This window comes from Furfurilactobacillus cerevisiae (assembly GCF_048961765.1).
Lineage (GTDB): Bacteria > Bacillota > Bacilli > Lactobacillales > Lactobacillaceae > Furfurilactobacillus > Furfurilactobacillus milii_A.
The window spans coordinates 1,530,694-1,557,095 of the sequence record NZ_CP185253.1; the positions used below are offsets into that span (position 1 = coordinate 1,530,694).

Genomic DNA, 26,402 nt, shown 5'->3' on the forward strand with positions numbered 1-26,402 from the left:
CAATAACGTTCTCAAAAAAGCCACTCTGTGGCACAAACTCAAAGGGAGAGATTTTTGTTATGAAAAAAACTAAAATCGTTAGCACGCTTGGACCAGCCAGCTCAGACGTTGATACGATCGTTAAGCTGATTGAAGCAGGCGCCAACGTTTTCCGTTTTAACTTTTCTCACGGAGATCATGAAGAACACCTTGGCCGTTTAAACAACGTCCATGAAGCTGAAAAGATTACTGGCAAGACTGTTGGTATCATGCTTGATACTAAGGGTGCTGAAATCCGGACAACGGTTCAAAAAGATGGCAAGATCGAATATAAGACTGGTGATAAGGTTCGTATCTCAATGGACGACTCCATTGAAGGTACACACGACAAGATTGCCGTTACTTACCCTGGCTTATACGATGATGTTCATGTTGGTGGTCACGTACTGTTTGACGATGGTTTGATCGACATGAAGATTGACGAAAAAGACGATGCTAACAAAGAATTAGTAACCACTGTTCAAAACAATGGGATGCTCGGTTCTCGTAAGGGTGTTAACGCACCTGGTGTTTCCATCAACTTGCCTGGGATCACTGAAAAGGATTCCTCAGACATTCGTTTTGGTTTGGATCATGAAATCAACTTCATCGCCGCTTCATTTGTACGTAAAGCGCAAGATGTTCTGGACATTCGTGCTCTGCTTGAAGAAAAGAACATGCAACATGTTCAAATCTTCCCTAAGATCGAATCTCAAGAAGGTATCGACAACTTCGACGAAATTCTTGAAGTCTCAGATGGTTTGATGGTTGCCCGTGGTGACATGGGTGTTGAAATTCCTGCTGAAAATGTGCCATTGGTACAGAAGGAATTGATCCGTCGTTGTAACGAATTGGGCAAGCCAGTTATCACTGCTACCCAAATGTTGGATTCAATGCAAGAAAACCCACGTCCTACACGTGCCGAAGCATCTGACGTTGCTAACGCCGTATTTGATGGTACTGACGCAACCATGTTATCTGGTGAATCTGCTAACGGTGACTACCCAGTAGAATCTGTTGCAACGATGAACCGGATCGACATCAAGGCTGAAAATGACTTGAGTGTTGATGGTCACGCTGTTCACAACTTCGATACTTCAGATGTTACAGAAGCCGTTGCTGCTGCTGTTGCCCGTACCGCAAGTAACTTGCACGTTAAGACAATCGTTGCTGCTACTGCTTCAGGTCACACTGCACGGATGATCAGCAAGTACCGTCCAAACGCCGACATCCTTGCCGTTACGTTTGACGAACGCACTCAACGCGGTTTGATGATCAACTGGGGTGTTTACCCAGTTATCGATACTGCCCCAGCAAGCACTGATGACATGTTCGCATTAGCTAAGAAACGTGTTGTTGAAGAAGGCTTAGCTGAAAAGGGTGACACGATCTTAGTTACTGCCGGTGTACCAGTTGGTACAAAGGGTACAACTAACATCATGCGTGTTATGCGGATCGACTAATTTTAAAATGAATTCGTTTAAGGCTGCTGACGTTTGTCGGCGGCCTTTTTCTTTCTTAAATTGCAGGTCTTTCTGGGCGGATGTCGCTTGCAATTAAGCTTTCTGCTATAATAGACAAAATGAAATTACCGATTTGGAGGCAGTTATGCACGATTTATTAGGCCGTGTGATTGAAACAAAGGTCACTGATCAAAACGAAGATTACTACATCGTTCAATGTGAGGGATTTTCGTTTCAATTTGATAAAAAAGAAGCAGATCATAAGCTGGGGATAGGTGCTCAGGTTACTGGCTTTGCTTACGAAAATGAGGATCATGACTACCAGATTTCAACAACGATTCCAAAGTCACAGGTTGGTCACTATGCGTTTGGGACAGTTGTTCGGTCCGCACACGGCCTGGGCGTGTTTGTGGACGTTGGCTTGCCTAACAAAGATTTTGTCGTTTCGGTTGACGAATTACCGACGATTGACGGGTTGATGCCTCAAAAGGGTGATCGTTTGATGGTTAGCCTTGTCGTTGATGCTAAAAATCGTTTGTGGGCACACCTAGCTGATTCTGAGATTTTTACTGCTATCAGTCGCCGGGCGACAACTGCAGACAGAAATCATGACTTAACAGCAACAGTTTACCGATTAAAATTAGCTGGTACTTTAGTTATAACTGACGATTATTATCTTGGGTTCGTTCATCCTTCAGAGCGTGATCACGAACCACGACTAGGGGAACAAGTACATGGCCGTGTTATTGGTGTTCACCCTGATGGTGGTCTGAACATCTCACTGAAGCCGCGTGCTTATCAGGCAATTAGTGAGGATGCTGCGCAACTATTGGCAACACTTGGTCATGAAGCAAGTCATACGTTACCCTTTACAGATAAAAGTAGCCCTGATGCCATCAAGGCTTATTTTGGGATTAGTAAGGGACAGTTCAAACGAGCCGTGGGTCATTTACTCAAAGCTCGCTACATTGAACAGAACGCAGATGGCATTACGTTAACGGAGACCGGTGTTAAAGCAGCAAATGAGCAATGAAAAAGAAATTCCAACCGCGATTTTGGACCCGATGGACGACTATTTAACCTATATTAAAGTTGAACGTGGTCTGTCCAAGAATAGTATTATCAGTTACAAACAGGATATTCAGGCATTTAGCCAGTTTATTGTGGGGCAAGGACTCACTAGTCTTAAGCAGGTGGATCGTTACGTGATCCTAAATTATCTGCAAATTGAAGATCAAGCTCATAAAGCGCGTAACACGGTTATTCACAGTGTTTCCAGTCTGCGGAAATACTTTTTGTTTTTGACGCGGGACGGGTACGTTGATGAAAATCCAATGTTGAAAATTGATTCACCAAAACGGGCTCGGCATTTGCCACAGGTTTTGACGGTTGAAGAAGTCGACCGGTTATTAGCTGTTCCGGATGTCAGCAAACCGCTCGGGATTCGTGATCGTACCTTACTCGAAGTCATGTACGCAACTGGCATGCGAGTCAGTGAAGTGGTCAATTTGACTGGGAATAATTTACATTTAGATCTCGGGTTTATTCAAACTGTTGGTAAGGGTGATAAGGAACGTATCATTCCAATCGGTGATCTTGCGACAGAGTGGCTAACATCGTACATGAACACCGTGCGTCCGAAACTAGTTCATGGGCAGCCAACAACGGCGATTTTTGTTAATGCTCATGGCCGCCAACTTACGCGTCAAGGTGTGTGGAAAAATCTAAAAGCGATGGTTAAAAGCGCCGGAATCAAGAAAGATGTGACACCGCATACGTTACGCCATTCGTTTGCCACACACATTTTGGAAAATGGCGCTGATTTAAGGGTGGTTCAGGAACTACTGGGCCATGCGGATATTTCAACGACACAGATTTACACTCATATTTCTAAGCAACGGTTAACAGAGGTTTATAAAAAAGCTCATCCGCGAGCATAACTCAATTGATAGCAGAATAAGAAATGTTGGAAAGGGGACGAAGTCATGCTAGTTAAATACCGTGATGATTATGAAAAAACAACCATGGGATTGCTGTCTTTCTTGCCGGACTTTCACAACATGAAGCATCTAAAAGCAGAAATGGCTTGGTATACTGACGGCAGTGGTCGGCAAATGTATCTATGGCGAAACGACCACAACCAGTTTACTGGCGTCGTGGGGTTTGAATTGGAAGATCAGTTTGTGCTCATTCGATTACTTGTTCTTTCACCCCAAGAACGGAATGATAGTACGAGAAAGGCTATTTTAGATGCCGTTGCAGAATTATTCCCTGGAAAACGGATAATGGGCACCATTGCTACTACGCCAATGATTATGCGGTGGAGGAATATCGATGGGCGCTAATGCGACAGACACTCGTAAATCATGGCCAGGACAACGTGCTCACGATCGGGAGGCACAAGTCAATTTAGCGTTAGCAAACCAGCCAACGATTAAAATTGCTGACTTCGAGGGGCCGTTAGATTTATTATTGCATCTGATTCGCAGTTCAGAAATGGATATTTATGACATTCAAATCTCTGCAATCACATCGCAATATCTAAAATATTTACATCAAATGCAAAACATGAAGTTGGATGTCGCAGGCGAATACTTTGTCATGGCGGCGACGCTCATGACGATTAAAAGTAGAATGTTATTGCCTCGAGCAGCTGACGAGGATGAGGATGCTACTGACAATTCAGATCCGCGTTCGGAATTAGTAACACAATTACTGGAGTATCGTCGTTATCAGCAGGCAGCTGATGAATTGCGCGATAAAGAGCAAGATCGCAAACAGCAATTTACTCGCGCTGCGAGTGGTGTGCCGGCAGATGTCCAATTGGGTTCTTTGGTTCCAGGGATTACGGTGGCGGATTTGCAGGCTGCGTTTAAGCACATGTTGGCCCAGCGACAAATTGCCAAACCTGTTTCTCGAACCGTGTCGGGCGATCAATTTACTATTCGCGAGCAGATGCGAGTTATGTTAAATAAATTAGATCGTAAGCGACCAACGGCTTTTGAGGACTTGTTTTCTGAGCAACCACAAACGGATGAACTCGTGACAACATTTTTGGCCATGTTGGAACTAGCAAAAATGAATGCCGTTCGGTTCGACCAAAGTGTTGTTAACGGTCCAATTCAGGTCTTTGCCGGTGAACGGAGCAAGGATGACCTAGATAAAGAAGTATTAACGCCATTTGAGGATGAAAAAGAGTCATGACAAATATCGAACAAATTGAAGGACTTCTGTTTATTGCAGGTGACGAAGGCATTTCGGTTGCGGAAATGTCCCATGCAACAGGTTTCATGCGCGCGGCAATCAACACGATGTTGGATCAGATTGCCAAACGGCATGAAGAGAGTGTGGATGATCCACTCTGTTTGCTAGACAACGATGGTATCTACCGACTGGCTACAAAAAAAGAATTAGCAGGTGTGATCAAACGTTATTTTGAGGCACCCCTAGCAACTAATTTATCGCAGGCCTCATTGGAAGTTCTTGCCATCACTGCTTATCGTCAGCCAGTAACACGAATCGATATTGATGAGATTCGTGGTGTGTCTAGCACAGCAACACTGCAAAAATTGGTGCTTCGCAATCTTGTGGAAGCCCACGGGCGAAAAGATGAGCCGGGTCGCCCCATTTTATATAGAACAACGAATTATTTTTTAGACTATTTTGGCCTAAATGACATTAGTCAATTGCCGCCGTTACCGCAAGCGGAAACGTTAGATGAAGCTCAAGCAGAAACAGGTGATCTGTTCCTAGCGGCTTTCCAGGATCAATTGGCCGGTACAACAGAAGATAAAGAAAAACACGAGGATTAATAATGGCAGAAAGATTACAAAAAGTTATGGCTCGGGCCGGTGTTGCATCGCGGCGTAAGTCTGAAACATTGATTTCGACAGGACATGTTCAGGTTAATGGAACGGTCATTCGGGAACTAGGCACAAAAGTGACTGCGGATGATGCAATACAAGTAGATGGTGTTGCGATCCAGCAAGAGCAGTTTGTGTACTATTTGTTGTACAAACCGCGCAGTGTTGTGTCCACTGCCCACGATGACAAGGGGCGTCGGACGGTAGTCGATTTATTGGACGATATTGATGAGCGAATTTATCCGGTTGGCCGTTTGGACTACGATACGTCCGGATTGCTGTTAATGACTAATGACGGTGAACTAGCCAATCAGTTAATGCACCCTAAGTTTAAAGTTGATAAAACGTATGTCGCTAAAGTAAAAGGTGTGCCGACGAACGATGCTTTAGAAAAACTGCGTCATGGTCTCGTTGTTGATGGTCATAAGACGTCGCCAGCTAAAAGTAAACTGATCAGTGTTGATCACCGTAAAAACACGGCCATCGTTCAATTAACAATTCACGAAGGACATAATCATCAAGTTAAAAACATGTTGACTGCCGTTGGCTTTCCAGTTGAAAAGTTGCGACGCGACAGTTATGGTCCTTTGACCCTTGATGGTTTGACGTCTGGTGATTACCGTGAATTGAAATCTGTTGAACTCGAAGCATTACGTGAATCGATTTCAAACAAGAAGGGTTTTCGCCGCTAACGCTTAGTCACATAATTACACGTGGTGAGGAAGATTATGTTGACCATTTTTGGTTATGTGTTAGACTTCACTTGTAAGTAATTACAAATATAATACTTGGTTCGTCTTCAGGGCAGGGTGAAATTCCCGACCGGCGGTGATAGCCCGCGACTCTCCATCTGATGGAGATTGATCTTGGTGAAATTCCAAGGCCGACAGTAAAGTCTGGTATAAAGAAGATCGGCAATTGTGAGTCTTATTTTGATGGATTCAACATGTCTGATCGTGTTCCCTTGAAGGAATGTGATGAGGCTTTTTTATTGCCATGCCAAAGAAGATGACCCATCTAAAATGGTGCTCAAGGTGAAAACTGTGATAGTTTCATCGAGGGTACTTAAGGAGGAGTTTCAGATGGGCAGTACAGCATTACGACGGATGATCAGCGTAGCCGTGTTAGGCGCGGTTGCAGCCGTCATCATGTTTTTAGAGTTTCCGATTTTGCCGGGAGCTACATTTATGAAGCTGGATCTCAGCTTATTAATTATTTTGCTGGGAACAGTAATTTATGGGTTGGGCGATGGTGCATTGATTGCGCTAATCGCGGTGGTCTTACATTTATTGCTAAAGGGTATCAATCCTTTTAGCTTAATTGGCGACACGATTGATTTTGTAGCCAATATGGCGTACGTGATTCCGATTTACTGGTTGTTAACGCGATCAAACCGGAAGACCAGTTTTAAATTGTCAGTTGGAATTTCACTGAGTACGGTGTTGCTGACAATTATTATGGCATTGCTCAATGCATTTTTAATGTTTCCGTTATACATGAAAGTCGGTGGCTTACCACAATCAACAAACATTCCAGCGTTGATTTGGACCGTAGTGGTACCATTCAATCTAATTAAAGGTGTTATTATTGGCATCGCTTTTTGGATTGTTTATTGGCGGATGGCACCATGGTTAAGCAGACAACGACGTGCCATTAATAATAAATAATGAAATGAATGAATGTAAAAGCAACCATTTTAGCTTGGTTGCTTTTTTCTGTCGTTAGTAGTGTGCAGTCTTGTGTTAAACTGACATCACAACATTGTAGGAGGGGTTGGCGTGAATCCAGAATTTTTAATCCGTTTATTATCAGCTTCACAACCACGTCGACCCAAAGTTATTTTTAACTGTTTGACTGGCAAGAGAACGGTGTCGGTGCTCTATTGGGCGCTCCGCTATGATTTGTTGTCATGGCTGAGTGTGCTGCCATCGTTACAGTGGGACACGTTTAACGGAGCGGTAAATAAGTTAGTGCGGGAAAAACGAGTGACAGTTCAGTCGGACGGCCAATTATTGAGCAATGAGGCGCTGGAAAATCACGAACTGTCAGAACTCTTTCCCATAAAACAACGTCAAATGTACCGTGTTATGCATGTTAAAATCGTGGCCGAAACTACCTTATTAGGCATTCAGGCTCTTTCACATACCATTTATCACGATATGGGGTATTTTCCTGTTAGTGTTAGTGAACGTGCCAGAGTACAGGTGCGGCGCTGGTTCAGAAGTAGTTCATTTGATGAGAACCATTTACGTGACTTAACGCTGTCCTTGAACTGTTGGTTAACGACAATGCCGTCGCGAAACGCAGACGTCTTTTTGAGTCAAATGGCTGGGGAAAAGCATCCAGGGTACACCGGTCAACAGCTTTCACAAGCTTTGAAACTGCCGGCATGGCAAATTGATTTAATTCAGGCGGCCAACTTGGCGGCATTTGTACAGTTTTGCCAAGCCGACACGCATGGGTGGCGTAACTTATTAAGTCCGTTTATGGATCAGGCATTACCACGACCGGTAAAGCAAACACTTAGTGCCGTTCAGCAAGGGGCGACAAGGACAGAGATTGCACAACAACGGCGACTGAAGCCCAGTACAATTAATGAGCATTTATTAACCGCTGCGATTCTATTACCGTTGGATCAATTTCCGTATGAAGAATGCGTTGACGAAGCTACTCGTGAAAGTATCGAAAAGCGGCAACCAGTCAATATTGATAACTGGCAAGGCCCACTGGGCGTCACGCCGGATCAGTTTTTTCAATATCGAATGACACAAATTTGGGAGACAAAGCAAAAATGAGTCGTGAATCACATAAAATTGACAATGACATCCAATTGCCACGTCATGTTAAGCCAAATGATCCACGTTTAAAATTATCAGAGACTGCCGTTGATTTAGCACGTGATCGGCAAGCGGCATTGCGTACTCATTTTGGTCTTAAGAAGTTTCGACCTGGACAGGCAGAAGCAATTGACAGTTTACAACAAGGACGAAATGTCCTGGCCATTCTACCGACCGGCAGTGGCAAAACATTAATTTATGAACTGACAACTTATTTGGTAAACCGTCCGTGTTTAATTGTGTCGCCGTTGTTATCATTAATGCAAGATCAAGTAGGACGATTGAATCAGCGTGGTGAACGGCGGGCAGTGGCACTGAACTCATTGCTGACTAAGCTGGAAAAAGACAGTATCTTAAGTAGACTACAACAATATCGATTTATTTTTATCTCACCGGAGATGCTTCAAAATGAGGGTGTGATGGCGTCAATTCAGCATTGTAATATTGGGCTGCTTGTTATTGATGAGGCGCACTGTATCTCGACGTGGGGACCAGATTTTCGTCCCGCCTATTTGAGCTTGGGTGACGTTCGAAGTCAATTGGGCAATCCTTTAACCTGTGCGTTGACCGCTACCGCTGATGAACATGTTCAAACGGACATTTTGACACAGCTACGGTTAAGGCCAACAGCTGCAGGAAAATCGTCGATGAATATGGCTACTGATGATCACCAAAATGTTCAAGTCATCAGGCAGTCAGTAAATCGTCCCAATATTTTCCTAGCGATGCGTTCCGTTACTTCGCGAAAGGAGAAGGCTAACGAACTTATGGGCCTGATGGCAAAAATTGTTAAGCCTGGAATTATTTATTTTTCAAGTAAGGCACAAGCCGATGAATGGGCGCAACGGCTAAGCGACGCTGGGTATCCTGCGGCCAGCTACCATGCTGGTTTAGATGCTCAAACGCGATATACGGTCCAACAACAATTTATGGCCGACCAATTGCAAGTTGTTTGTGCAACGAGTGCGTTTGGAATGGGCATTGATAAAGATAACATTCGTTTTGTCATTCACTATCATTTACCAGGCAACTTAAATGATTACGTGCAAGAAATAGGACGGGCAGGCCGTGATGGGCAACAAAGTATTGCCATCTGTCTCATTGCGCCAGGCGACGAACAATTGCCAGCTGATTTGGCGACGCTCCCGCTACCGAATGATCGTCAAGTCAAAACATTTTATGAAACCAAACAACCAGCGTTGCAAACAGATATGGATCAGTTACTTGACTATTACAAAAAGCATCATTTTAGCGAACAACAACTGATAGACCGGTTTGGTGTACTGCGTCAAGAGCGGCAGCTTGCATTACGCAAATTTATTAACTTTACGCGATCAACTGACTGCTTGCGAAAAACGCTACTGAATGGTTTCAATGAAACTTCGGTGCCACATGACCACAGTTGCTGTGCGCCTATCGGAACGGAATTTTCATTGTCAGAATTGGGATTGGTACAGGATCAGCATGAATTGCAAAAGACAATGCAAATTCCAGGCTGGCGTCAGCAGTTTAAGGCACTTTTTAGCGAAAACTTTACTAATTCCAATGTTTGAATATGCTAGTATGTTAGACAGTGATAGGAAACAGGGAGGAAACGTCATGAGTCAAAATAACGACCCTCAAGGGCAAAAGCCTTGGGACAAAAAGTTTTCGGAGGATAATGGTGAAGTATCTCGTACTGCTAACCGCAAGCGTAATAGCCATAATTCATTAATTACAGCATTGCTTGTCCTAGTTATCATCGCGTTAGCCGCAGTACCAACCTGGTATTACCTGGCTCACATGAATACGTTTAATCATCCTCAGAGCGCGGCCGTGTCGGTCTCCTCATCTAAGAAAAAAATGAGTAGTTCGTCTGTAAAAAAAAAGACAGCTTCCAGCAAGTCATCTTCTGTGAGTTCAGTTAGTGACAGTGCAAGTTCGACTGATACAACATCGGTCAGTAGTGTCACAGATGACAGTAGTTCTGTAGCAACGACACAGTCCAGCGACAATACGGTTAGTTCAGATGACACTAGTTCATCTTCAAGCCAAAGCAGTTCTAGCAGCTCCGATAGTGGTAATAAATATGTCACGGTTGAAGCCGGTCAAGGTTTGTACCGTGTTGCTGTTAATAATGGGTTATCCTTACAGCAACTGTTAACACTAAACGGACTCTCAAGTTCATCCCAAGTTGCGCCTGGGCAAAAGCTCCGCGTTAAATAACAATGAAATTAAGCTAAGAAATGTCTCATTTTGGTAATAACCTAAACTGAGACATTTTTTTGTGTTTCAACATTCGGTATAATGATAAGGTTCGAGAATGTGTATAGGAGAGGACAAGCATGAATGATTCTGCTGTAAATGGCATTCAAATTGCCATTGATGGCCCGGCTTCAGCTGGGAAAAGTACGGTTGCTAAACTCGTGGCCGCCAAATATGGATACGTTTACCTAGATACAGGTGCAATGTATCGGGCGATTACATGGGTTGCACTGCAACAGAATGTTCAACTAGACGATGAATCCGCAGTAATGGCTGTCGTCGATAAGACACCGATTCATTTTGCAGCTGGTTCGCCGGATCAACTTGTTTTTGCAGGTGATCAGGATGTTACAAAGGCAATTCGTAGTGAGGACGTTACTAATAACGTTTCAACAGTCGCTGCCTTACCGCAAGTGCGGGCTGCCTTAACTGCGCAAATGCAAAAGATTGCTGCGGCAGGTGGTATTGTGATGGACGGTCGTGATATCGGCACAACGGTCTTGCCACATGCACAGGTAAAGATTTTCTTGGTAGCCAGTGTTAAGGAACGCGCCCAGCGTCGTTATTTGGAAAATCAGAGTAAGGGCATTGAGGTTTCACTTGAGACACTAGAAGATGAAATTCAAGCTCGCGATTACAAAGATTCTCACCGGGAGACGTCACCATTGGTTCAGGCCAAGGATGCCCAGCGTTTAGATACGACTTCATTATCGGTTAAGCAAGTGGTCGAACAAATTTCAAAGACCATCGATCAATATTTAAATCATCAAGGTTAGGCTTATTACTGGTATTTCATCGGTAATTCGATTATTATGTTAAATAGATATTGTCACTAGGAGGATTTTTTGATGAGCGAAAGCGAAGACAACAAAGAATTATTAGATGCGTTAAACAACGCGGGCCAAGTAAACATTGGCGATGTCGTTAAGGGTGAAGTATTGGCCATTGACGAAGACCGACAAGCAATTGTTGGTATCGGCGACACTGGGGTTGAAGGTGTCGTACCAGTAAAGGAATTAACTTCTGATTCAGATTCATTAAAAGTCGGTGACGTCCTGGATTTAGTTGTCATTTCACGAATTGGCAACGATAAAGAAGGCGGCAGTTACCTGTTATCACAACGTCGTTTGGAAGCCCGCAAGGCTTGGGACAACATTGAAAAGGAATACCAAAGCGGCGACAACTTGGATGCTACTGTTACACAAGTTGTTAAAGGTGGCTTAGTGGTTGATGCTGGTGTGCGTGGATTTGTTCCTGCATCAATGGTTTCTGACCACTACGTTGAAGATTTAAACCAATTCAAGGGTCAAAAATTGACGTTTAAGATTGTGGAAATTGAACCAAGCGAAAACCGTTTGATTTTGTCCCACCGTGCCATTGTTGAAGCAGAAAACAAGGCTAAACGTGAAGAGTTGTTTGCAACACTGGTTGCTGGTGATGTTGTCGAAGGTACAGTTGCACGGATGACTGACTTTGGTGCATTCGTTGACCTCGGTGGTGTGGATGGCTTAGTCCATGTTTCCGAAATCTCATACGAGCATGTTAACAAACCAAGTGATGTCTTAAAGGTTGGTCAACAAATCAAGGTTAAGGTATTGAATGTTGACCCAGATCGTCAACGAATTTCATTATCCTTGAAGCAGACACAGCCTGGTCCTTGGGATGACATCGAAGAAAAGGCTCCAGTTGGTGCCGTTCTTGACGGAACTGTTCGTCGTTTGACTGATTTTGGTGCATTTGTTGAAGTGTTCTCAGGTGTTGAAGGTTTAGTTCACATTTCACAAATCTCTCACGAACACATTGCTACACCAAATGATGTTTTGAAAGTTGGACAAGATGTTAAGGTTAAGGTTCTGAATGTTGACCCTGAACAACAACGTCTTGGTTTATCCATCAAGGCACTGGAAGAAAAACCAGCCAGTGAAAATAACCATGAAGAACATGAAGATCGTGGCGCTTCCCGTAATGATGTTCAAAATTATTCAAGCGATGATGATGGTGGTTTCACCATTGGTGATTTGACTGGTAACGATTTAAACAAGTAGGTTGAATTAAGCTACCATGGATTCCTCCGTTTTGGGGGAATCTTTTTTTATGGTAATGCGATGTCTCCCAGCGGGCGGATTGTTGCGAAATACGTGACAATTGCGTACACTAGGACACGATATTGAACAAGAACAGGAGGAAAGCTATGTCTAATCCAACAGTGGCCATTGTTGGCCGACCAAACGTCGGGAAATCCACTATTTTTAACCGTTTAGTTGGTGACCGAATTTCCATTGTGGAAGATACGCCGGGAGTTACCCGTGATCGTATTTATTCATCTGCTGAGTGGCTCGGTCGTCACTTTAATTTGATTGATACTGGCGGGATTGATCTGTCAGATCAACCGTTTAGTGTACAAATCACCGAACAGGCAGAAATTGCGATTGATGAAGCTGACGTAATCGTTTTTTTGGCGAGTGCAGTAGAAGGTGTCACCGACGAGGACGAACAGGTCGCAAAGATTTTATACAGAGCTGATAAGCCGGTCTTATTAGCTGTTAACAAGGCCGATAATCCAGAACAACGTCAACAAATTTATGATTTTTATACACTTGGATTTGGCGATCCATACCCAATTTCTGGTGCTCATGGGACCGGTTTAGGCGATTTATTGGATGCAGTGGTTAAAGAATTTCCAACTGATGCAGCTAACGATGAGGATGACAGTATCCGATTCAGTTTGATTGGTCGGCCTAACGTCGGCAAATCATCCATTGTGAATGCTTTATTGGGTGAAGATCGGGTCATCGTTTCGGATGTTTCCGGTACTACTCGTGATGCCGTTAACACGAAGTTTACAGATCCCGATGGCGATGAGTTCACCATGGTTGATACCGCTGGGCTTCGTAAACGCGGTAAGGTTTATGAAAACACAGAACGTTATTCGGTCATGCGCGCAATGAGTGCCATCGACAAGAGCGACGTTGTGCTGGTCGTTTTGAATGCTGAAGAAGGCATCCGCGAGCAGGATAAACACGTTGCCGGTTACGCACATGAAGCTGGTCGTGCGATTATCATCGTTGTTAACAAGTGGGATACGTTAACCAAAGACGATTACACGATGGCTAACTTTGAAGCAGAGATTCGTGACCAGTTCCAGTATTTGGACTATGCACCGATTGTTTACGTGTCTGCAAAGACACATCAACGTTTGGACAAGTTGCCAGCCTTAATTAAGCAGGTTAACGAGAACCATCGCAAACGGATTAAGTCTTCAACATTAAACGACGTGATTACTGATGCAATTGCAACAACACCGACACCGACACAAAATGGACGTCGGTTACGTGTTTATTACGTCACCCAAGTTGCAATTCAGCCACCGACATTTGTTTTCTTTGTTAATGATCCGGAACTGATGCATTTCTCATATCAGCGTTTTTTGGAGAATCAAATTCGTAAGGCGTTCGACTTTACGGGGACGCCAATTCACCTAATTCCGCGTCAAAGAAAGTAGTTGCATCAGTCAAATTAGAACGATTCAATCACTTTCATTATAAAAATGGCCAGAAACATTGATTTAACAAGGAAGAATGCACTTTTTTGCTTGTTCAAACGATGTCTGTGTGGTAAATTGAATGTTGAAATGATGCGGTTGACCGTTATTGTTTCGCCGTTTCTGGACCACTCAGAGATGGCTACTAGATGTTTACATAATTAAACGTCTAAGCCCAAATCCGGAGGTGAAATCTCACATGGCAAACAAGGCACAATTAGTTAACGATGTTGCAGCAGCAACTGGTTTAACCAAGAAATCAGCAACCGAGGCTGTTGATGCAGTTTTTGACTCAGTTCAAAAGAGCTTAGCTAAGGGCGACAAGGTGCAATTGATCGGCTTTGGTAACTTCGAAGTACGTTCACGCGCTGCTCGTAAGGGCCGTAACCCACAAACTGGGCAAGAAATCGAAATCCCAGCAAGCAAGGTACCTGCATTCAAGCCAGGTAAAGCTTTAAAGGATGCCGTTAAGTAATTTATTACTTGATGGATAAGGACTCGGAGAAATCCGGGTCCTTTTTCTTTGCTCAAACTAATTGTCATAGTTTGTTTGAGATAGTGATTATATTAGCGTTTGCGGTTGTCAAAATCGAATGTTGCCATGAGACCGATCCAAGGGAACGGCGTTTCTGGTTGATGCGCCGATACTCGCACTATTAACGCAACACTATCAGTGCGTTTGCTGGTGTTAAACGTCGGATAAGGGTACAATAATATGTCGATATTAAGAATTATGAGGAGGCCGAAACATGAGTGAGACGGATAGTTATTCGGTTCAAATGCTCGATGCTTTGCAAAGTGGTCAGGTAGATAAATCAAATAAATTATTTGCGTGGGCATTGCGTAAAGATGATGACGACACTTTGTATAATTTGGCTGAACAATTATATGGCCTAGGTTTCAATAAAAAGGCGCAACGGATCTATGAAAAATTATTAAAAGAGTATCCAGACGAGGACGAACTGAGAACGAGTTTGGCCGACATTGCGATTGACGAGGGTGACACGGACGCTGCAACTAATTATTTGGATGCCGTCTCGCCAGATTCTGACGCGTATCTACAAAGCCTGTTAGTGGCGGCTGACCTATATCAATCAGAGGAATTATTTGAAGTTAGCGAACAAAAATTGTTAACGGCAGAAAAAATTGCCCCAGATGAACCGGTGGTGCTGTTTGCACTTGGTGAATTCTATTTCATGATGCGTGAATATCAAAAATCAATTAACTATTATTTGGATTTGATCAAACGTGGTATTCCAAAGATGGAAGACGTAGATTTGGTTTCTCGCATTGGGGTTGCTTATGCTAATTCCGGTAAATTTGAACAAGCGGTTGGTTACCTTGAGCAGATTCATACAGCCGATATGACACCGGACGTCCGTTTTCAACTTGGTTTTGTGTATACGCAACTTAAGGATAATCAAAAGGCGATTCACACATTTGAACAGTTGCATGACGAGGATCCGTCGTATTCGTCACTGTATCCGTATCTCGCCCGTGCACTGTCTGATGATAATCAGGTTGAGGCAGCCTATAAGGTCGCTCAAGAGGGTTTAGGTGTCGATGAGTATAACCAGGACCTCTTTGGGTTAGCGGCGAATTTGGCGCTTAAACTGCAGGAAAATGAAGCTGCTGAGGACTACCTCAAACGTGGGCTAGCACTGGATCCTGATAATCAGACGCTCATGATCCAGTTGAGCAACTTGTATGTTCAGGCTCATCATGATGTAGCAAATGTGGATTTGGCAACTCAGTACGTTCAGCGTGACCAAGTTGATCCACAAGTGTACTGGAATTTGGCGGTTTCTTACGTTCGTTTGGAAAAGAATGAAGAAGCGCAAACTTACTATGATGCAGCACGGCCTTACTTTGAAGACAATCCTGACTTTTTAAAGCCGGCATTCTTCTTCTACCGTGAGCAGGGGCAACCTGAAGTTGCGGTTAATTTGCTGCGGAACTATCTGAAGTTGCAACCGGAGGACGAAGAAATGGTTGCAGCATTAGAAGATTACGAAGACCAAGGTTACTAAAAATAATTTAAAAAGCGATTCATCGAATGATGACACCTCAATAGGTGGTCTCATGTTGATGAATCGCTTTTCTTATGCCTGAATCTGTTGCTGTAGTTCTTGATAATAACGCAAACTTTGTGGCGTCAATCGTAACGCCTGTGAGAGCGTTTGATTGTCGTCATGACGGTGACGTTGTAGATATACAATAATAAAGGCTTGATGCAACGCACGCGGCGAAAGTGAGAATCCCAGGCGCTCTTCATCAGCGTCCAAGTACTTATGCAGCGCGGGTAAAGTCAGCTGGGAGTGTTCTAGGTCGAGGCGTTGCTTTAAAAATAGGTCCTGTGATTGCTGTTTTGTTTGCAATGGCGCAATAAAGTGCTGGTAGGCACGGATAAATTGCCGCTCAAACGGTTTCCATTGTAATGTGGCGAATGTTTTGTAAAAACCTGGTTGTAAAAATTCAGCAGCTGTAAATCCCTGATTAATGAGTAACAAACTGAGTCGTGTGTAAAAGCTCAATTGACCGTCTTCGACGATTTCACCCAGTTCATCTAGCCACTTGACTGTCACCTTTGTAGGCTTTGCCAATGTTTTGCCGTGCATCGTTAAAGTTGGCAATTCTTGCATGAGGTGATGTCCAAAAGCCCATTTAAAGTAATTATTTAGATGAGACAGCAACTTGTTGTAGGTGTTGGGATTAATAGTGTGGTGTGCTAGGCGATAGCTCAAATAATCTTGAACATCGTGCTCGAAGATATTGGTTAATTTCGGTGCTGTCGCAAAGCCAGTATTGTTTTGCATCAAGTAATCAAAAAGTGCTCGTAAATCCCCGTGATACTGATTGATAGTGGTTGTTGCTAAACCACTTTGCTTTAAATGAGCTTCAAATTCTGTTTGGTACGGATACACTTGATTAGTCATAAATGTCCTTTAAATACATGAGAATTAAAATTTAGAAAAGCGAACGGCGTTTGACCACTTTATATGAGAATCCTTCACCGATGTTTTGTTGCACGGGTAAGATCGACATAAAGGCATGATCGTCAATCCGTTCTACAATTCGTCGCATCGTCTGGACCTCTCGCGGACTGATGACACAGTAGAGCATCTTTCGTGGCGTATTCGTAAAGCCACCCTCGGCGTTCAGATAAGTTACCCCACGTTGGAGTTCAGCGATGATGGCTGTTGCAATTTCCTCATTTTTGTCGCTCATAATCATAATGGCGCGAGCTGCATAGGCGCCAGATTGGGTGAAATTAACAATTTGCGTGAATACAAACGAGCACAACAACGTGTACATCATGTGCACAACGTCAATGTAGACCAATGACGCTGATAACACCACGACATCCTGAATCAGGAGGCTACGCCCCATCGGCACGCCACTTTGCTTTTCAAAAATGCGGGCAATGATGTCGGTACCACCCAGTGTGCCACCGGAACGATAAACTAAACCACAGCCGAAACCACCCATAATGCCGGCCAACGCACCCGCAATGAACAAGTCATGGTGAATATTGATGGCAATGGGCACCCGTTGCCACACCCACAGCCATACAGATAGCATGGAAATCCCGAAAACGGTGTATACAAACGAACGTCGACCCAATAAACGCCAGCCAATCAATAACAATGGTACGTTGATGGCAAACGTAGTGTAAGCAGGATTCAAATTAAGTAATGCCCGTAATATTAATGAAATCCCGGCAACGCCACCGTCGGCTAGCCTGTTCACAATGTTAACGTAAACTAACCCAAAAGCGTATAGTGCTGCGCCCAGAGCAATAAATATAAAATCGCGTAACCGCATCGTTTCATCTTGTCTCATTATGGCCCCCAATGATCCGTGAATATTTTACTATCACTAAAGATAGCAGACCAGTTGAAGTTTAGCCATAGTGTATCAATGCCATATTTCTGCTAGAATGGGTGATAAATAGTTAATGAGGGGATGGCATAACATGCGTTTAGCACAATTGCCGCGAGAATTTGTGGGTGCACAACCCATTTTGGCAACGCTCGAAGCCGCTGGTTATGAAGCCTACTTTGTGGGTGGTTCAGTGAGAGACACAATTTTAGGCAAACCAATTCACGATGTGGACATTGCCACTAGTGCGTACCCAGAAGAAGTAAAGGCATTATTCAAACGGACGGTAGATACCGGTATTGAACACGGCACCGTCATGATTTTGGATCACGGAACTGGCTATGAAACAACAACCTTTCGGACAGAATCTGGTTATCAAGATTATCGCCGGCCAGATAAAGTGACATTTGTTCGCCACTTGGAAGATGACCTTAAACGCCGTGATTTCACAATTAATGCGCTGGCTCTGCGCCAAGATGGCGAAGTTATTGATTTGTTCGACGGATTAAGTGACCTGAAGGCTGGCATTATCCGTGCCGTCGGTGATCCGGAAGCACGCTTCGGTGAAGATGCACTACGCATGATGCGCGCCGTTCGTTTTGCTAGTCAATTGAACTTTAAAATTGAAGATAAAACGTTGGCAGCTATTCACACGCACGCGCATTTGTTGAGTCAAATTGCGGTTGAACGGATTCATGATGAGTTTGTGCGGATGATGCTAGGGAAAGCAGCATATCGTGGCCTGTCTATGATGATTCAAACGACATTGGCAGACTATTGTCCTGGTTTGGTGGGGCATACGATCGATTTGTCCACGATTGCGACGGTACCGGCATTAGCACCTAAAGATGAAGTTGAAGTTTGGGCGATGGTGGCATTTCATTTAGGGCTGTCATATCCAGACACGGTGGAGTTCTTGCAAGCATGGAAGACAGCCAATCATATCATCAAGGCGGCCAATCAGGCGCTTCATTTGGCATATGCACAACAGTATCATGGTGTTACCAAACAATTGTTGTTTGCTATGACGCCAGATACAATCGCTGCAGGCACCAATGTTGCCCGCATGAGTGGCTATGGTCCAGATGATCCAAACGAGTGGCTGAGTGTTTATAATGAGCTACCAATCAAGGATTCGCATGACCTTGCGCTGAGCGGCGCTGACTTAATCAAAAAAGCCGGTTTAACGCCTGGTCCTGCAGTTGGTGAAACGCTGCAAAAAATTCAAAATGCCGTTATTGATGGTGAACTTAATAATGAGGCCGCCGAATTGTTGAAATATGTTCAGGATAAGATCCTGGCAAAAAACGACACCTCAACGAAAAAATGAGATTGCTTCTGGCGTAAGTTGCCAGTGACAACTGTTAGAGATAGGACGGACAAAAAATAAATCATGCAGACATTACGAGCAGAGGCATTAACGAGTGTCTACGGTGAAAAAACACTTTTTGATAAGATTTCTTTTTTAATTGGTGAAAATGACCGGATTGGCCTGATTGGCACAAATGGTAGTGGCAAAACATCTCTTTTGAATACGATTGCTGGTGTTGACCCTCAGGACTCCGGCACAATTGAAACACCAAATGATTACCGGATCAGTTATCTCCGGCAGATTCCTGACTTGGATGATTCGTTATCCGTTATGGAAGCGGTGTTCGCCGGTGCGCAGCCAGTATTTGCAACCATTCGTGAATATGAGCAAGCGTTGGCCAAATATAGTTTGCACCCAGAAGATGAAAAGGCGTTAGCTCGTTACACTCGGGCTGAAGCAAAAATGAATCAGGAAGACGCTTGGCTGGCCGAAAGTAACGTCAAAACCATTTTGACGCAATTGCATATTACCGACTTGGATCAACAGGTTAAAACATTGTCTGGTGGTCAGCGTAAACGGGTAGGCTTAGCGCAAGTGTTGATTCAAGCGCCGGATTTGTTGCTGCTAGATGAACCTACGAACCACTTGGATTTTGATTCCATTGACTGGCTGGAAAAGTATTTGGCCAGTTATCGTGGTGCTGTTCTTGTGGTTACGCATGATCGTTACTTTTTAGATGCCGTGGCAACGCGAATCTTTGAACTGTCGTTTGGACAGCTTTACGAATATCAAGGTAATTATCAGGCGTTTGTTGGGCAAAAAGCAGAACGCGTTGAGCACGAAGTGGAAGCCGACCGCAAGCAGTCACAACTCTATAAAAAAGAGCTCGCATGGATGCGCACATCCCCGCAAGCGCGTAGCACAAAACAGCAGGCGCGGGTGAATCATTTCAATGACTTGAAAGACAATCTCAATACCTTACAGGTTGACCAGGATGTTGACATTAACTTGGGTCAGCAACGGTTGGGTAAGAAAGTGATCATTGCCAAACACGTTAATTTGCAACTTGGCGATCATAAACTATTGAATGACTTCAACTTGTTGATTCAGGCAGGTGATCGGATTGGGATTACCGGGGTTAATGGGGCCGGCAAGACTAGTTTGCTAAACGTGTTGGCACAACGTTTGCCAGTTGATAGTGGCACGGTTACAATCGGCGAGACCGTCAAGCTTGCCTACTACACACAGCAAACTGAGCCAATTCCAGGTGATAAACGAGTCATCAGTTACCTGAACGAAGTAGCGGAAACCGTGACCGATAAAGATGGCAACGAGATTAGTACGACCAACCTGTTGGAGCAGTTCCTGTTTCCACGGTTTATGCATGGCACGTTAATCCGCAAATTGTCCGGTGGCGAAAAACGGCGACTGTACCTGTTGAAGTTACTAATGGAACAGCCAAACGTACTCTTTCTAGATGAACCGACCAATGACCTGGATATTGGAACGTTGACTGTCCTTGAAGATTACCTCAGCAAATTTGCTGGCACCGTTATCACGGTCTCACATGATCGTTATTTCTTGGATAAGATTGCTGACCAGTTACTTGTGTTTGATGGGCATGGCCAAATTGATCATTTTATTGGTCAATTTAGCGATTACTTGCAACAGCAGGCACAGTCTGAGACCCGTCAACATGACGAAAAAGTATCAACAAGTGAGTCATCTGCTAAGCAAGATGAAGCTGCCGTGACCGATGAACTGCAAACAAAGACTAAACATAAGTTAACGTATGCAGAACAAAAAGAATGGGATGGCATCGAAGGCAAAATCGATGATCTTGAGCAACAAAAATCCGCAATTAGTACTCAGATGAATGAGAACGGCGCCGACTATGGTAAATTGGCCGATTTGCAAAAACAATTTGAAGAGACTGATTCGGAACTGACCAAAGCCATGGAACGTTGGGATTATTTAAGTCAGTTTGTTTCTGAATAAATGCTTTATTTGAACTATCATGACGTTAACGCTTAGGCATCAGGTGAAAGGAAGCAAAGATATGCTGGAAGACGCGTATTTACAACTGGAACGATATGTTTATGAACACGGCACCGTTAAGTCGGATCGGACTGGCACAGGAACCAAGTCAACGTTCGGTTACCAGATGCGGTTTGATTTAAGCGAGGGCTTTCCGTTATTGACGACCAAAAAAGTGCCGTTTGGACTCATAAAAAGTGAGTTACTCTGGTTCTTGCATGGCGATACTAACATTCGGTTCTTACTCGAACACAAGAATCATATTTGGGACGAATGGGCCTTTCAACGCTATATTGACAGTGCGGATTACAAGGGACCTGACATGACGGATTTTGGTCGCCGCAGCTTAGTCGATCCAGAATTTAATGAACGTTATCAAACAGAAAAAAAGCATTTTGACGATCAGATTTTGCATGATGATACGTTTGCTAAACGATATGGTGAGCTCGGTCTGGTGTACGGTGCGCAGTGGCGCAAATGGAAGACATCCACGGGTGAAACAATTGACCAACTAGGAAATGTCATCAATATGATCAAACAACATCCAGATTCACGGCGGTTGATTGTGTCGGCATGGAATCCGGAGGATGTGCCTACCATGGCTTTGCCACCGTGTCATACACTGTTTCAATTCTATGTTGCAGATGGCAAGTTGTCCTGTCAGCTGTACCAGCGTTCAGGTGATATCTTCTTAGGCGTGCCGTTTAACATTGCCAGTTACGCCTTGTTAACCTCAATGATCGCGAAAGAATGTCACTTACAAGTGGGTGAGTTCGTTCATACGCTTGGGGATGCGCACATTTATCTCAATCATTTGGACCAGGTTAAGGAACAGCTATCCCGGACGCCGCGAAAAGCCCCAACATTATGGCTCAATGATGAAAAAGACAGTATCTTTGATTACGACATGCACGACATTAAGGTAAAGGATTACGATCCATTGCCTGCAATTAAGGCACCCGTTGCCGTTTAGACGCATGACTAACTTTTGACAGGAAGTGACTGTGTTTTGCTTACATTAATTTGGGCCGAAGATCAGCATCATCTAATTGGTCGGAACGGCCAGTTGCCATGGCATTTACCAGCTGATGCCCGTTACTTTCGTCAACAGACGACGGGCAACGCGGTAATTATGGGTAAACGGACGTTTGAGTCCTTAGGCAAGCCGTTACCAAACCGAAAGAACCTTGTGTTGTCGTCAACTTTACCTGAGCAGCCGGGAATTTTGTTATTTCCCATTTTAGCTGAATTAGCTAATTGGATTACGCATCATCCAGATGACCAGTTGTTTGTGATTGGCGGTGTTCGTTTATATAAAGAACTGATGTCAATGGCAGATCGGTTGCTAGTTACAAAAATTGACGCGACGTTTGACGGTGATACGTATATGCCAGCGGTCAACTTAGATGATTGGACACTGCAATCCACTGAGACGCATGAGGCTGACGATAAGAATCGGTGGCCGTACGCGTTTCTAACGTATGTTCGTCGTCCACACGGCGTAAGTAAATAAAAATGCTATGTAAGCGTCACTATCCGATTGATGGTGAATCTTACATAGCATTTTTTGTCGACGCATTTAAGCGTAAAACAAGATCGAGAAATACATGAGGGCTGAACCAAACATAACAAATAGGTGCCAAATGACGTGACCAAACGGGATTTGTTTGAAACTGTAAATAATCGCACCAACTGTGAATGCTACGCCACCACCGACGAGCAACCAAAAACCGGTAAGCCCTAGGCCGTGATATAACTGGGGAAAGGCAAACAGACACATCCAACCCATGACGACGTAAATAACTGTAGAGACAATGTTGAACCGGCCTAACCAAATAGATTTGTAGACAATGCCGGCAATCGCCATGACCCAGATAACACTGAGAATGATCCATCCCCGAACGCCTCGAATAACCAATAGGCTGTACGGCGTATACGTACCTGCAATTAACAAGTAAATGGCACTGTGGTCAAACACCTGAAAGACGTGTTTCGCCTTTGTAAACACGAGGGCGTGAAACAAGGTCGATGATAGGTAGAATAGGATTAAAATACTGCCATAGATCGTAAACGTCACGACTCGCAAAGAAGAGCCAGTGTGGACGGCACGAATAATTAAGATCACTAAGCCGGCAATGGCCAGTCCAAATCCAATTCCGTGAGTGATCGCATTAAAAATTTCGTTGACGATGGTATATGTACGTGAATGCTGTTGTTGCATGTTAAAACTCCTAACAGTTCAGTGGGTTTCCGTAGTTGTTTGCGAAAGTATAAAATCAGCAAAGAAACCCGCTGTTTTATGAAATTAGTGGCAAAGTTTGTTATACTTGTAACACTTATTCATTCATGCTCTACATTGTAGCATGCTCATTCAAAACAGTGCAGAGTAGATTTTAGAAAGCGTGGGATTTCGAGCTATGGCTAATGTAAAAATTGTAACTGACTCATCAGCTGGTTTAACCGAGGATGAAATTAAAGAGCATCACATTAACATCGTCCCACTGTCAGTTATGATTGATGGTACCGTGTACGTGGAACGGGAAACCATCACCAATGAACAATTTATGGAAAAAATGATTGATGCAGATACGTTGCCTAAGACGAGTCAACCGCCTTTGGGAAAATTTGTCGACTTGTTTGACGAACTAGGTAAGGATGGTTCAGAGGTTGTTTGCATTACGATGATGGAATCAATTTCGGGAACTGTTGATGCTGCGCGTCAGGCGGCACAATTAACGTCTACACACGTTAAGGTTGTAGATTCGCAAACGACGGACCGGGGCTTGGCTTTCCAAGTGTTAGCTGCCGCTGAAGCTGCCGAAAACGGAGCTACCCCTGATGTAATTGTGGCTAAAACGATTGAAGTTCGTGATCACTCACGTCTGTTCATGGGTGTGATTAAACTGGATAATCTAGTTGCAGGTGGCCGTATTAGCCGTGCTGCTGGGTTGGTATCTAATTTGTTAAACATCAAAATTGGTTTAGAAGTGATTGACGGCAAGATTGAAGTTACCACAAAAGGTCGCGGCATGAAGGCCATTACGAAGTTTTTGGACATGGCCTATGGAGAGATGCAGAAGGCTGGTCATATTGCTAGTATCGGTGTTTCCCATGCTGGTGCGCCAGAAACAGCCGAAAAAATTGCTAGTCACGTTCATGAGCTGTTTCCTAACGTACCGGTCGTTGTTCGACAAACGGTGCCGATCATTGCAACGCATGCAGGTCAAGGTGCCTTTGCATTAATGTATTACACAGACTAAACAGCATCATCGAAATTATTAGTACTGTTTATTCAGGCCAGTTATTTCTTCTGGTCAACTAATTGTCAGTAAAACGAGTTGGTTGAGCCTGATTCCCGGTGGTTTCGGAAATTAGCCCTCAACTTTTTTATTAGTTTGCAAGCGTCCAAAAAATCAATTGATCATAGGATTAACTGATAGAAAGGAGCGATCAATGAAATTTTTTAAATGGTGGATTAGAGCGTTGCTAGTTGTTGCCATTGTGGTGGCGCTTGGGGCAACCTGGTGGCTTTATCAAAGCAGCCATGAGGCAATGCAACCGCAACATCGCACACAACCAAGTCAGTTAGCACCTAACGTTAACAGAAAAGCGTCTTCAAAAGACAGCTCGAGTAGCAAGAGTTCCGCTAAGTCACATAAACAAACGACTAACAAATCAAAAAGTAAGACTTCTGCCAAACGTAAAAAGGTGACCGTTGTTGCCCTCGGTGATTCTTTGACGCAGGGTGTCGGCGATCAAGCTAAGAATGGCGGCTATGTTGGTCAAATTAAAACGAAATTAACTGATAAAGATCAGTTAAACGTAACGACCCATAACTACGGAAAAGCCGGCGATCGTTCCGATCAAATTTTAAAGCGATTAAATCAGTCGCCAGCAATGCAAAAACAGGTTGCTAATGCAGATGCCATTACGATGACAGTCGGTGGTAATGACCTGATGCAGGGATTACAAACGGCTACTCTGTCTGGCAAATCCACTGTGACCCAGATGGATGCTGTCGTTGCAACAACTCAACAGAAGTATGCCACAAAGCTCCTGAGTCTGCTGACGGCAGTTCGTAACTTAAATACAAATGCGCCAATCTTTTTATTCAGTATTTACAACCCGGTTTACGTTTATTTTGCCAACGTAGATCAACTAAATACTTATATCACTGGCTTTAACCAGGTCACAAAAGCAACGGCTAACAATATCAGTAAATTATATTTCATGAATATTAACGAACGTCTTTCGTACGGTCAATATGATACTGTTGCAAAGCGGTCTGCTTTGGCTGCCAAGGATGCTAAGGCAAATAATAACAATAGCTTTGACGGTCAAAATGTCGAAAAGGCGCTAGTCGGCGGTTCTACTGGTGAATTGAATGATTATTTATCGCCGGCAGATCATTTTCACCCAAACCATTTGGGATATTCAAAAATGACTGCCACGCTGTATAAGACGATGCAGGATCACCAGTCCTGGATGCCCAAATAAATTTTTGACCATTTTCACCGCAACGGAGGTTCAATAAATCAGTATGCAAACAAGGCAGGAAGTTAAACCAAAACACCAACGCAACTGGTGGAAAATCACTGCAATCACGTTAATTAGTCTCATTGTGATTGCCGGGATCTGGGTCGGTGTTGAAGCAACAAAACCGATGCCGGAGCCTGCTGAGGTAACCCGCCCAGTGCAACAATCAAACGCCACATTTCAGGTGCAGCTTAATACTAAACAGGTGAACGCACTTGCAGATTACTACATTAACAATACGAAAGATAACAAGTATCATTATCGTTTTGTGATTAATAAACACGCAATGCTATACGGGACAACCAAATTTCTTGGTGTTAAACTAACGTACGGATTGATTATGGATCCTAGTGTTACCAAATCCGGTAATGTTAAACTCCATGCCTCTAGAATGGCAATTGGACGGCTTCAATTGCCTGTACACTTTGTGATGGGATTTGTCGCTCGTCATTACAAATTTCCAAAGGGTGTCAGTGCCAACGCTAAAACAGACACGGTGCTATTGGATTTGCATAAGATAGGACCACGTCGTTCTTTAGCCATCCGGGCTGAAACATTAGACGTGAACAGCGGCACATACATTTTCAAAGCAGGTATTCCAAAGGCTCAGTTTGATAAAGAAGTTAAATAAGCAGATGAAACTTCCATCAGGTTTCAGCAATTAAACAG

General features: G+C 43.8%; 25 protein-coding genes, 1 pseudogene and 1 riboswitch. Of the genes and pseudogenes, 23 read left to right on the plus strand and 3 right to left on the minus strand.

Translation table 11 applies throughout. The features are described 5' to 3' along the window. Positions 1–59: 59 nt before the first annotated feature. From pyk to ABUE36_RS07350, 16 genes and pseudogenes are all read left to right on the plus strand, one after another. A pseudogene (gene pyk, locus ABUE36_RS07275) lies at positions 60–1,475 on the plus strand (pyruvate kinase); the annotation flags it as partial. 151 nt (positions 1,476–1,626) lie between these two features. Then, positions 1,627–2,514: a S1 RNA-binding domain-containing protein gene (locus tag ABUE36_RS07280; protein WP_421016478.1), complete on the plus strand. Its 888-nt coding sequence runs from the start codon at positions 1,627–1,629 to the stop codon at positions 2,512–2,514. Then, positions 2,504–3,421, plus strand: a complete 918-nt coding sequence (xerD, locus tag ABUE36_RS07285; RefSeq protein ID WP_162855613.1) for a site-specific tyrosine recombinase XerD — start codon at positions 2,504–2,506, stop codon at positions 3,419–3,421. The genes ABUE36_RS07280 and xerD overlap by 11 nt, the downstream gene beginning before the upstream one ends. Before the next feature lie 45 nt (positions 3,422–3,466). Next, on the plus strand, positions 3,467–3,826 hold the full coding sequence (locus ABUE36_RS07290) for an N-acetyltransferase (RefSeq protein WP_161001257.1): 360 nt from the start codon (positions 3,467–3,469) through the stop codon (positions 3,824–3,826). Continuing rightward, positions 3,816–4,685 (plus strand): segregation and condensation protein A, encoded by an 870-nt coding sequence (locus ABUE36_RS07295; protein WP_421016479.1) that lies wholly within the window; start codon positions 3,816–3,818, stop codon positions 4,683–4,685. Before ABUE36_RS07290 ends, ABUE36_RS07295 begins: the two co-directional genes overlap by 11 nt. Further along, complete coding sequence (scpB, locus tag ABUE36_RS07300) at positions 4,682–5,293, plus strand: SMC-Scp complex subunit ScpB (protein ID WP_161001259.1); 612 nt, start codon at positions 4,682–4,684, stop codon at positions 5,291–5,293. The genes ABUE36_RS07295 and scpB overlap by 4 nt, the downstream gene beginning before the upstream one ends. Positions 5,294–5,295: 2 nt before the next feature. Further along, complete coding sequence (locus ABUE36_RS07305; RefSeq protein WP_161001260.1) at positions 5,296–6,036, plus strand: pseudouridine synthase; 741 nt, start codon at positions 5,296–5,298, stop codon at positions 6,034–6,036. Positions 6,037–6,135: 99 nt separating this feature from the next. Further along, a riboswitch (FMN riboswitch) is annotated at positions 6,136–6,260 on the plus strand. Positions 6,261–6,426: 166 nt separating this feature from the next. Further along, a complete protein-coding gene (locus ABUE36_RS07310) occupies positions 6,427–7,011 on the plus strand; it encodes an ECF transporter S component (protein ID WP_161001261.1) in 585 nt (194 codons plus the stop codon). 111 nt (positions 7,012–7,122) lie between these two features. Then, positions 7,123–8,139 carry a helix-turn-helix domain-containing protein gene (locus ABUE36_RS07315; protein WP_161001262.1) on the plus strand — a complete coding sequence of 339 codons (1,017 nt, stop codon included), beginning with the start codon at positions 7,123–7,125 and terminating at the stop codon, positions 8,137–8,139. Continuing rightward, positions 8,136–9,734 carry a RecQ family ATP-dependent DNA helicase gene (locus ABUE36_RS07320; RefSeq protein ID WP_161001263.1) on the plus strand — a complete coding sequence of 533 codons (1,599 nt, stop codon included), beginning with the start codon at positions 8,136–8,138 and terminating at the stop codon, positions 9,732–9,734. The genes ABUE36_RS07315 and ABUE36_RS07320 overlap by 4 nt, the downstream gene beginning before the upstream one ends. Before the next feature lie 46 nt (positions 9,735–9,780). Continuing rightward, positions 9,781–10,386: an SAG1386/EF1546 family surface-associated protein gene (locus ABUE36_RS07325; RefSeq protein ID WP_161001264.1), complete on the plus strand. Its 606-nt coding sequence runs from the start codon at positions 9,781–9,783 to the stop codon at positions 10,384–10,386. 119 nt (positions 10,387–10,505) lie between these two features. Then, entirely contained in the window at positions 10,506–11,201 is a 696-nt protein-coding gene (gene cmk / locus ABUE36_RS07330) for a (d)CMP kinase (RefSeq protein ID WP_421016480.1), read from the plus strand. Between the two features lie 72 nt (positions 11,202–11,273). Beyond that, positions 11,274–12,470, plus strand: a complete 1,197-nt coding sequence (rpsA, locus tag ABUE36_RS07335) for a 30S ribosomal protein S1 (protein WP_161001266.1) — start codon at positions 11,274–11,276, stop codon at positions 12,468–12,470. A 146-nt stretch (positions 12,471–12,616) separates the two neighbouring features. Then, positions 12,617–13,927 carry a ribosome biogenesis GTPase Der gene (gene der, locus ABUE36_RS07340; RefSeq protein WP_421016481.1) on the plus strand — a complete coding sequence of 437 codons (1,311 nt, stop codon included), beginning with the start codon at positions 12,617–12,619 and terminating at the stop codon, positions 13,925–13,927. Between the two features lie 238 nt (positions 13,928–14,165). Then, a complete protein-coding gene (locus tag ABUE36_RS07345) occupies positions 14,166–14,441 on the plus strand; it encodes an HU family DNA-binding protein (protein WP_017261921.1) in 276 nt (91 codons plus the stop codon). Between the two features lie 274 nt (positions 14,442–14,715). Then, entirely contained in the window at positions 14,716–15,996 is a 1,281-nt protein-coding gene (locus ABUE36_RS07350; RefSeq protein WP_421016482.1) for a tetratricopeptide repeat protein, read from the plus strand. Between the two features lie 72 nt (positions 15,997–16,068). Here the strand turns inward: ABUE36_RS07350 and ABUE36_RS07355 are convergent, their stop codons facing one another. Both ABUE36_RS07355 and ABUE36_RS07360 read right to left on the minus strand, forming a co-directional pair. After that, positions 16,069–16,902 carry a site-specific integrase gene (locus ABUE36_RS07355; protein ID WP_161001269.1) on the minus strand — a complete coding sequence of 278 codons (834 nt, stop codon included), beginning with the start codon at positions 16,900–16,902 and terminating at the stop codon, positions 16,069–16,071. 31 nt (positions 16,903–16,933) lie between these two features. After that, the gene (locus ABUE36_RS07360; protein ID WP_421016483.1) at positions 16,934–17,809 is read right to left on the minus strand and encodes a YitT family protein; all 876 of its coding nucleotides are present in this window, start codon (positions 17,807–17,809) and stop codon (positions 16,934–16,936) included. A gap of 133 nt (positions 17,810–17,942) precedes the next feature. On the opposite strand from ABUE36_RS07360, the gene ABUE36_RS07365 reads away from it, so the two are divergent. The 4 genes from ABUE36_RS07365 to ABUE36_RS07380 all read left to right on the plus strand — a co-directional run bounded on the left by ABUE36_RS07365 (position 17,943) and on the right by ABUE36_RS07380 (position 22,710). Continuing rightward, complete coding sequence (locus tag ABUE36_RS07365) at positions 17,943–19,178, plus strand: CCA tRNA nucleotidyltransferase (RefSeq protein ID WP_161001271.1); 1,236 nt, start codon at positions 17,943–17,945, stop codon at positions 19,176–19,178. A 63-nt stretch (positions 19,179–19,241) separates the two neighbouring features. Beyond that, positions 19,242–21,158, plus strand: a complete 1,917-nt coding sequence (locus ABUE36_RS07370; RefSeq protein WP_161001272.1) for an ABC-F family ATP-binding cassette domain-containing protein — start codon at positions 19,242–19,244, stop codon at positions 21,156–21,158. Positions 21,159–21,219: 61 nt separating this feature from the next. Beyond that, on the plus strand, positions 21,220–22,170 hold the full coding sequence (locus ABUE36_RS07375) for a thymidylate synthase (RefSeq protein ID WP_421016484.1): 951 nt from the start codon (positions 21,220–21,222) through the stop codon (positions 22,168–22,170). A 36-nt stretch (positions 22,171–22,206) separates the two neighbouring features. Then, entirely contained in the window at positions 22,207–22,710 is a 504-nt protein-coding gene (locus ABUE36_RS07380) for a dihydrofolate reductase (RefSeq protein ID WP_161001274.1), read from the plus strand. Positions 22,711–22,776: 66 nt separating this feature from the next. On the opposite strand, the gene trhA is transcribed toward ABUE36_RS07380, so the two are convergent. Continuing rightward, positions 22,777–23,418, minus strand: coding sequence for a PAQR family membrane homeostasis protein TrhA (gene trhA / locus ABUE36_RS07385; RefSeq protein ID WP_161001275.1), 642 nt, complete (start codon positions 23,416–23,418; stop codon positions 22,777–22,779). Positions 23,419–23,614: 196 nt separating this feature from the next. Between trhA and ABUE36_RS07390 the strand changes: the two genes are divergently transcribed. From ABUE36_RS07390 to ABUE36_RS07400, 3 genes are all read left to right on the plus strand, one after another. Further along, complete coding sequence (locus tag ABUE36_RS07390; protein ID WP_421016485.1) at positions 23,615–24,457, plus strand: DegV family protein; 843 nt, start codon at positions 23,615–23,617, stop codon at positions 24,455–24,457. A gap of 193 nt (positions 24,458–24,650) precedes the next feature. Beyond that, entirely contained in the window at positions 24,651–25,694 is a 1,044-nt protein-coding gene (locus tag ABUE36_RS07395) for a GDSL-type esterase/lipase family protein (RefSeq protein ID WP_161001277.1), read from the plus strand. Between the two features lie 43 nt (positions 25,695–25,737). Further along, positions 25,738–26,364: a YpmS family protein gene (locus ABUE36_RS07400; RefSeq protein ID WP_161001278.1), complete on the plus strand. Its 627-nt coding sequence runs from the start codon at positions 25,738–25,740 to the stop codon at positions 26,362–26,364. Positions 26,365–26,402: the final 38 nt, after the last annotated feature.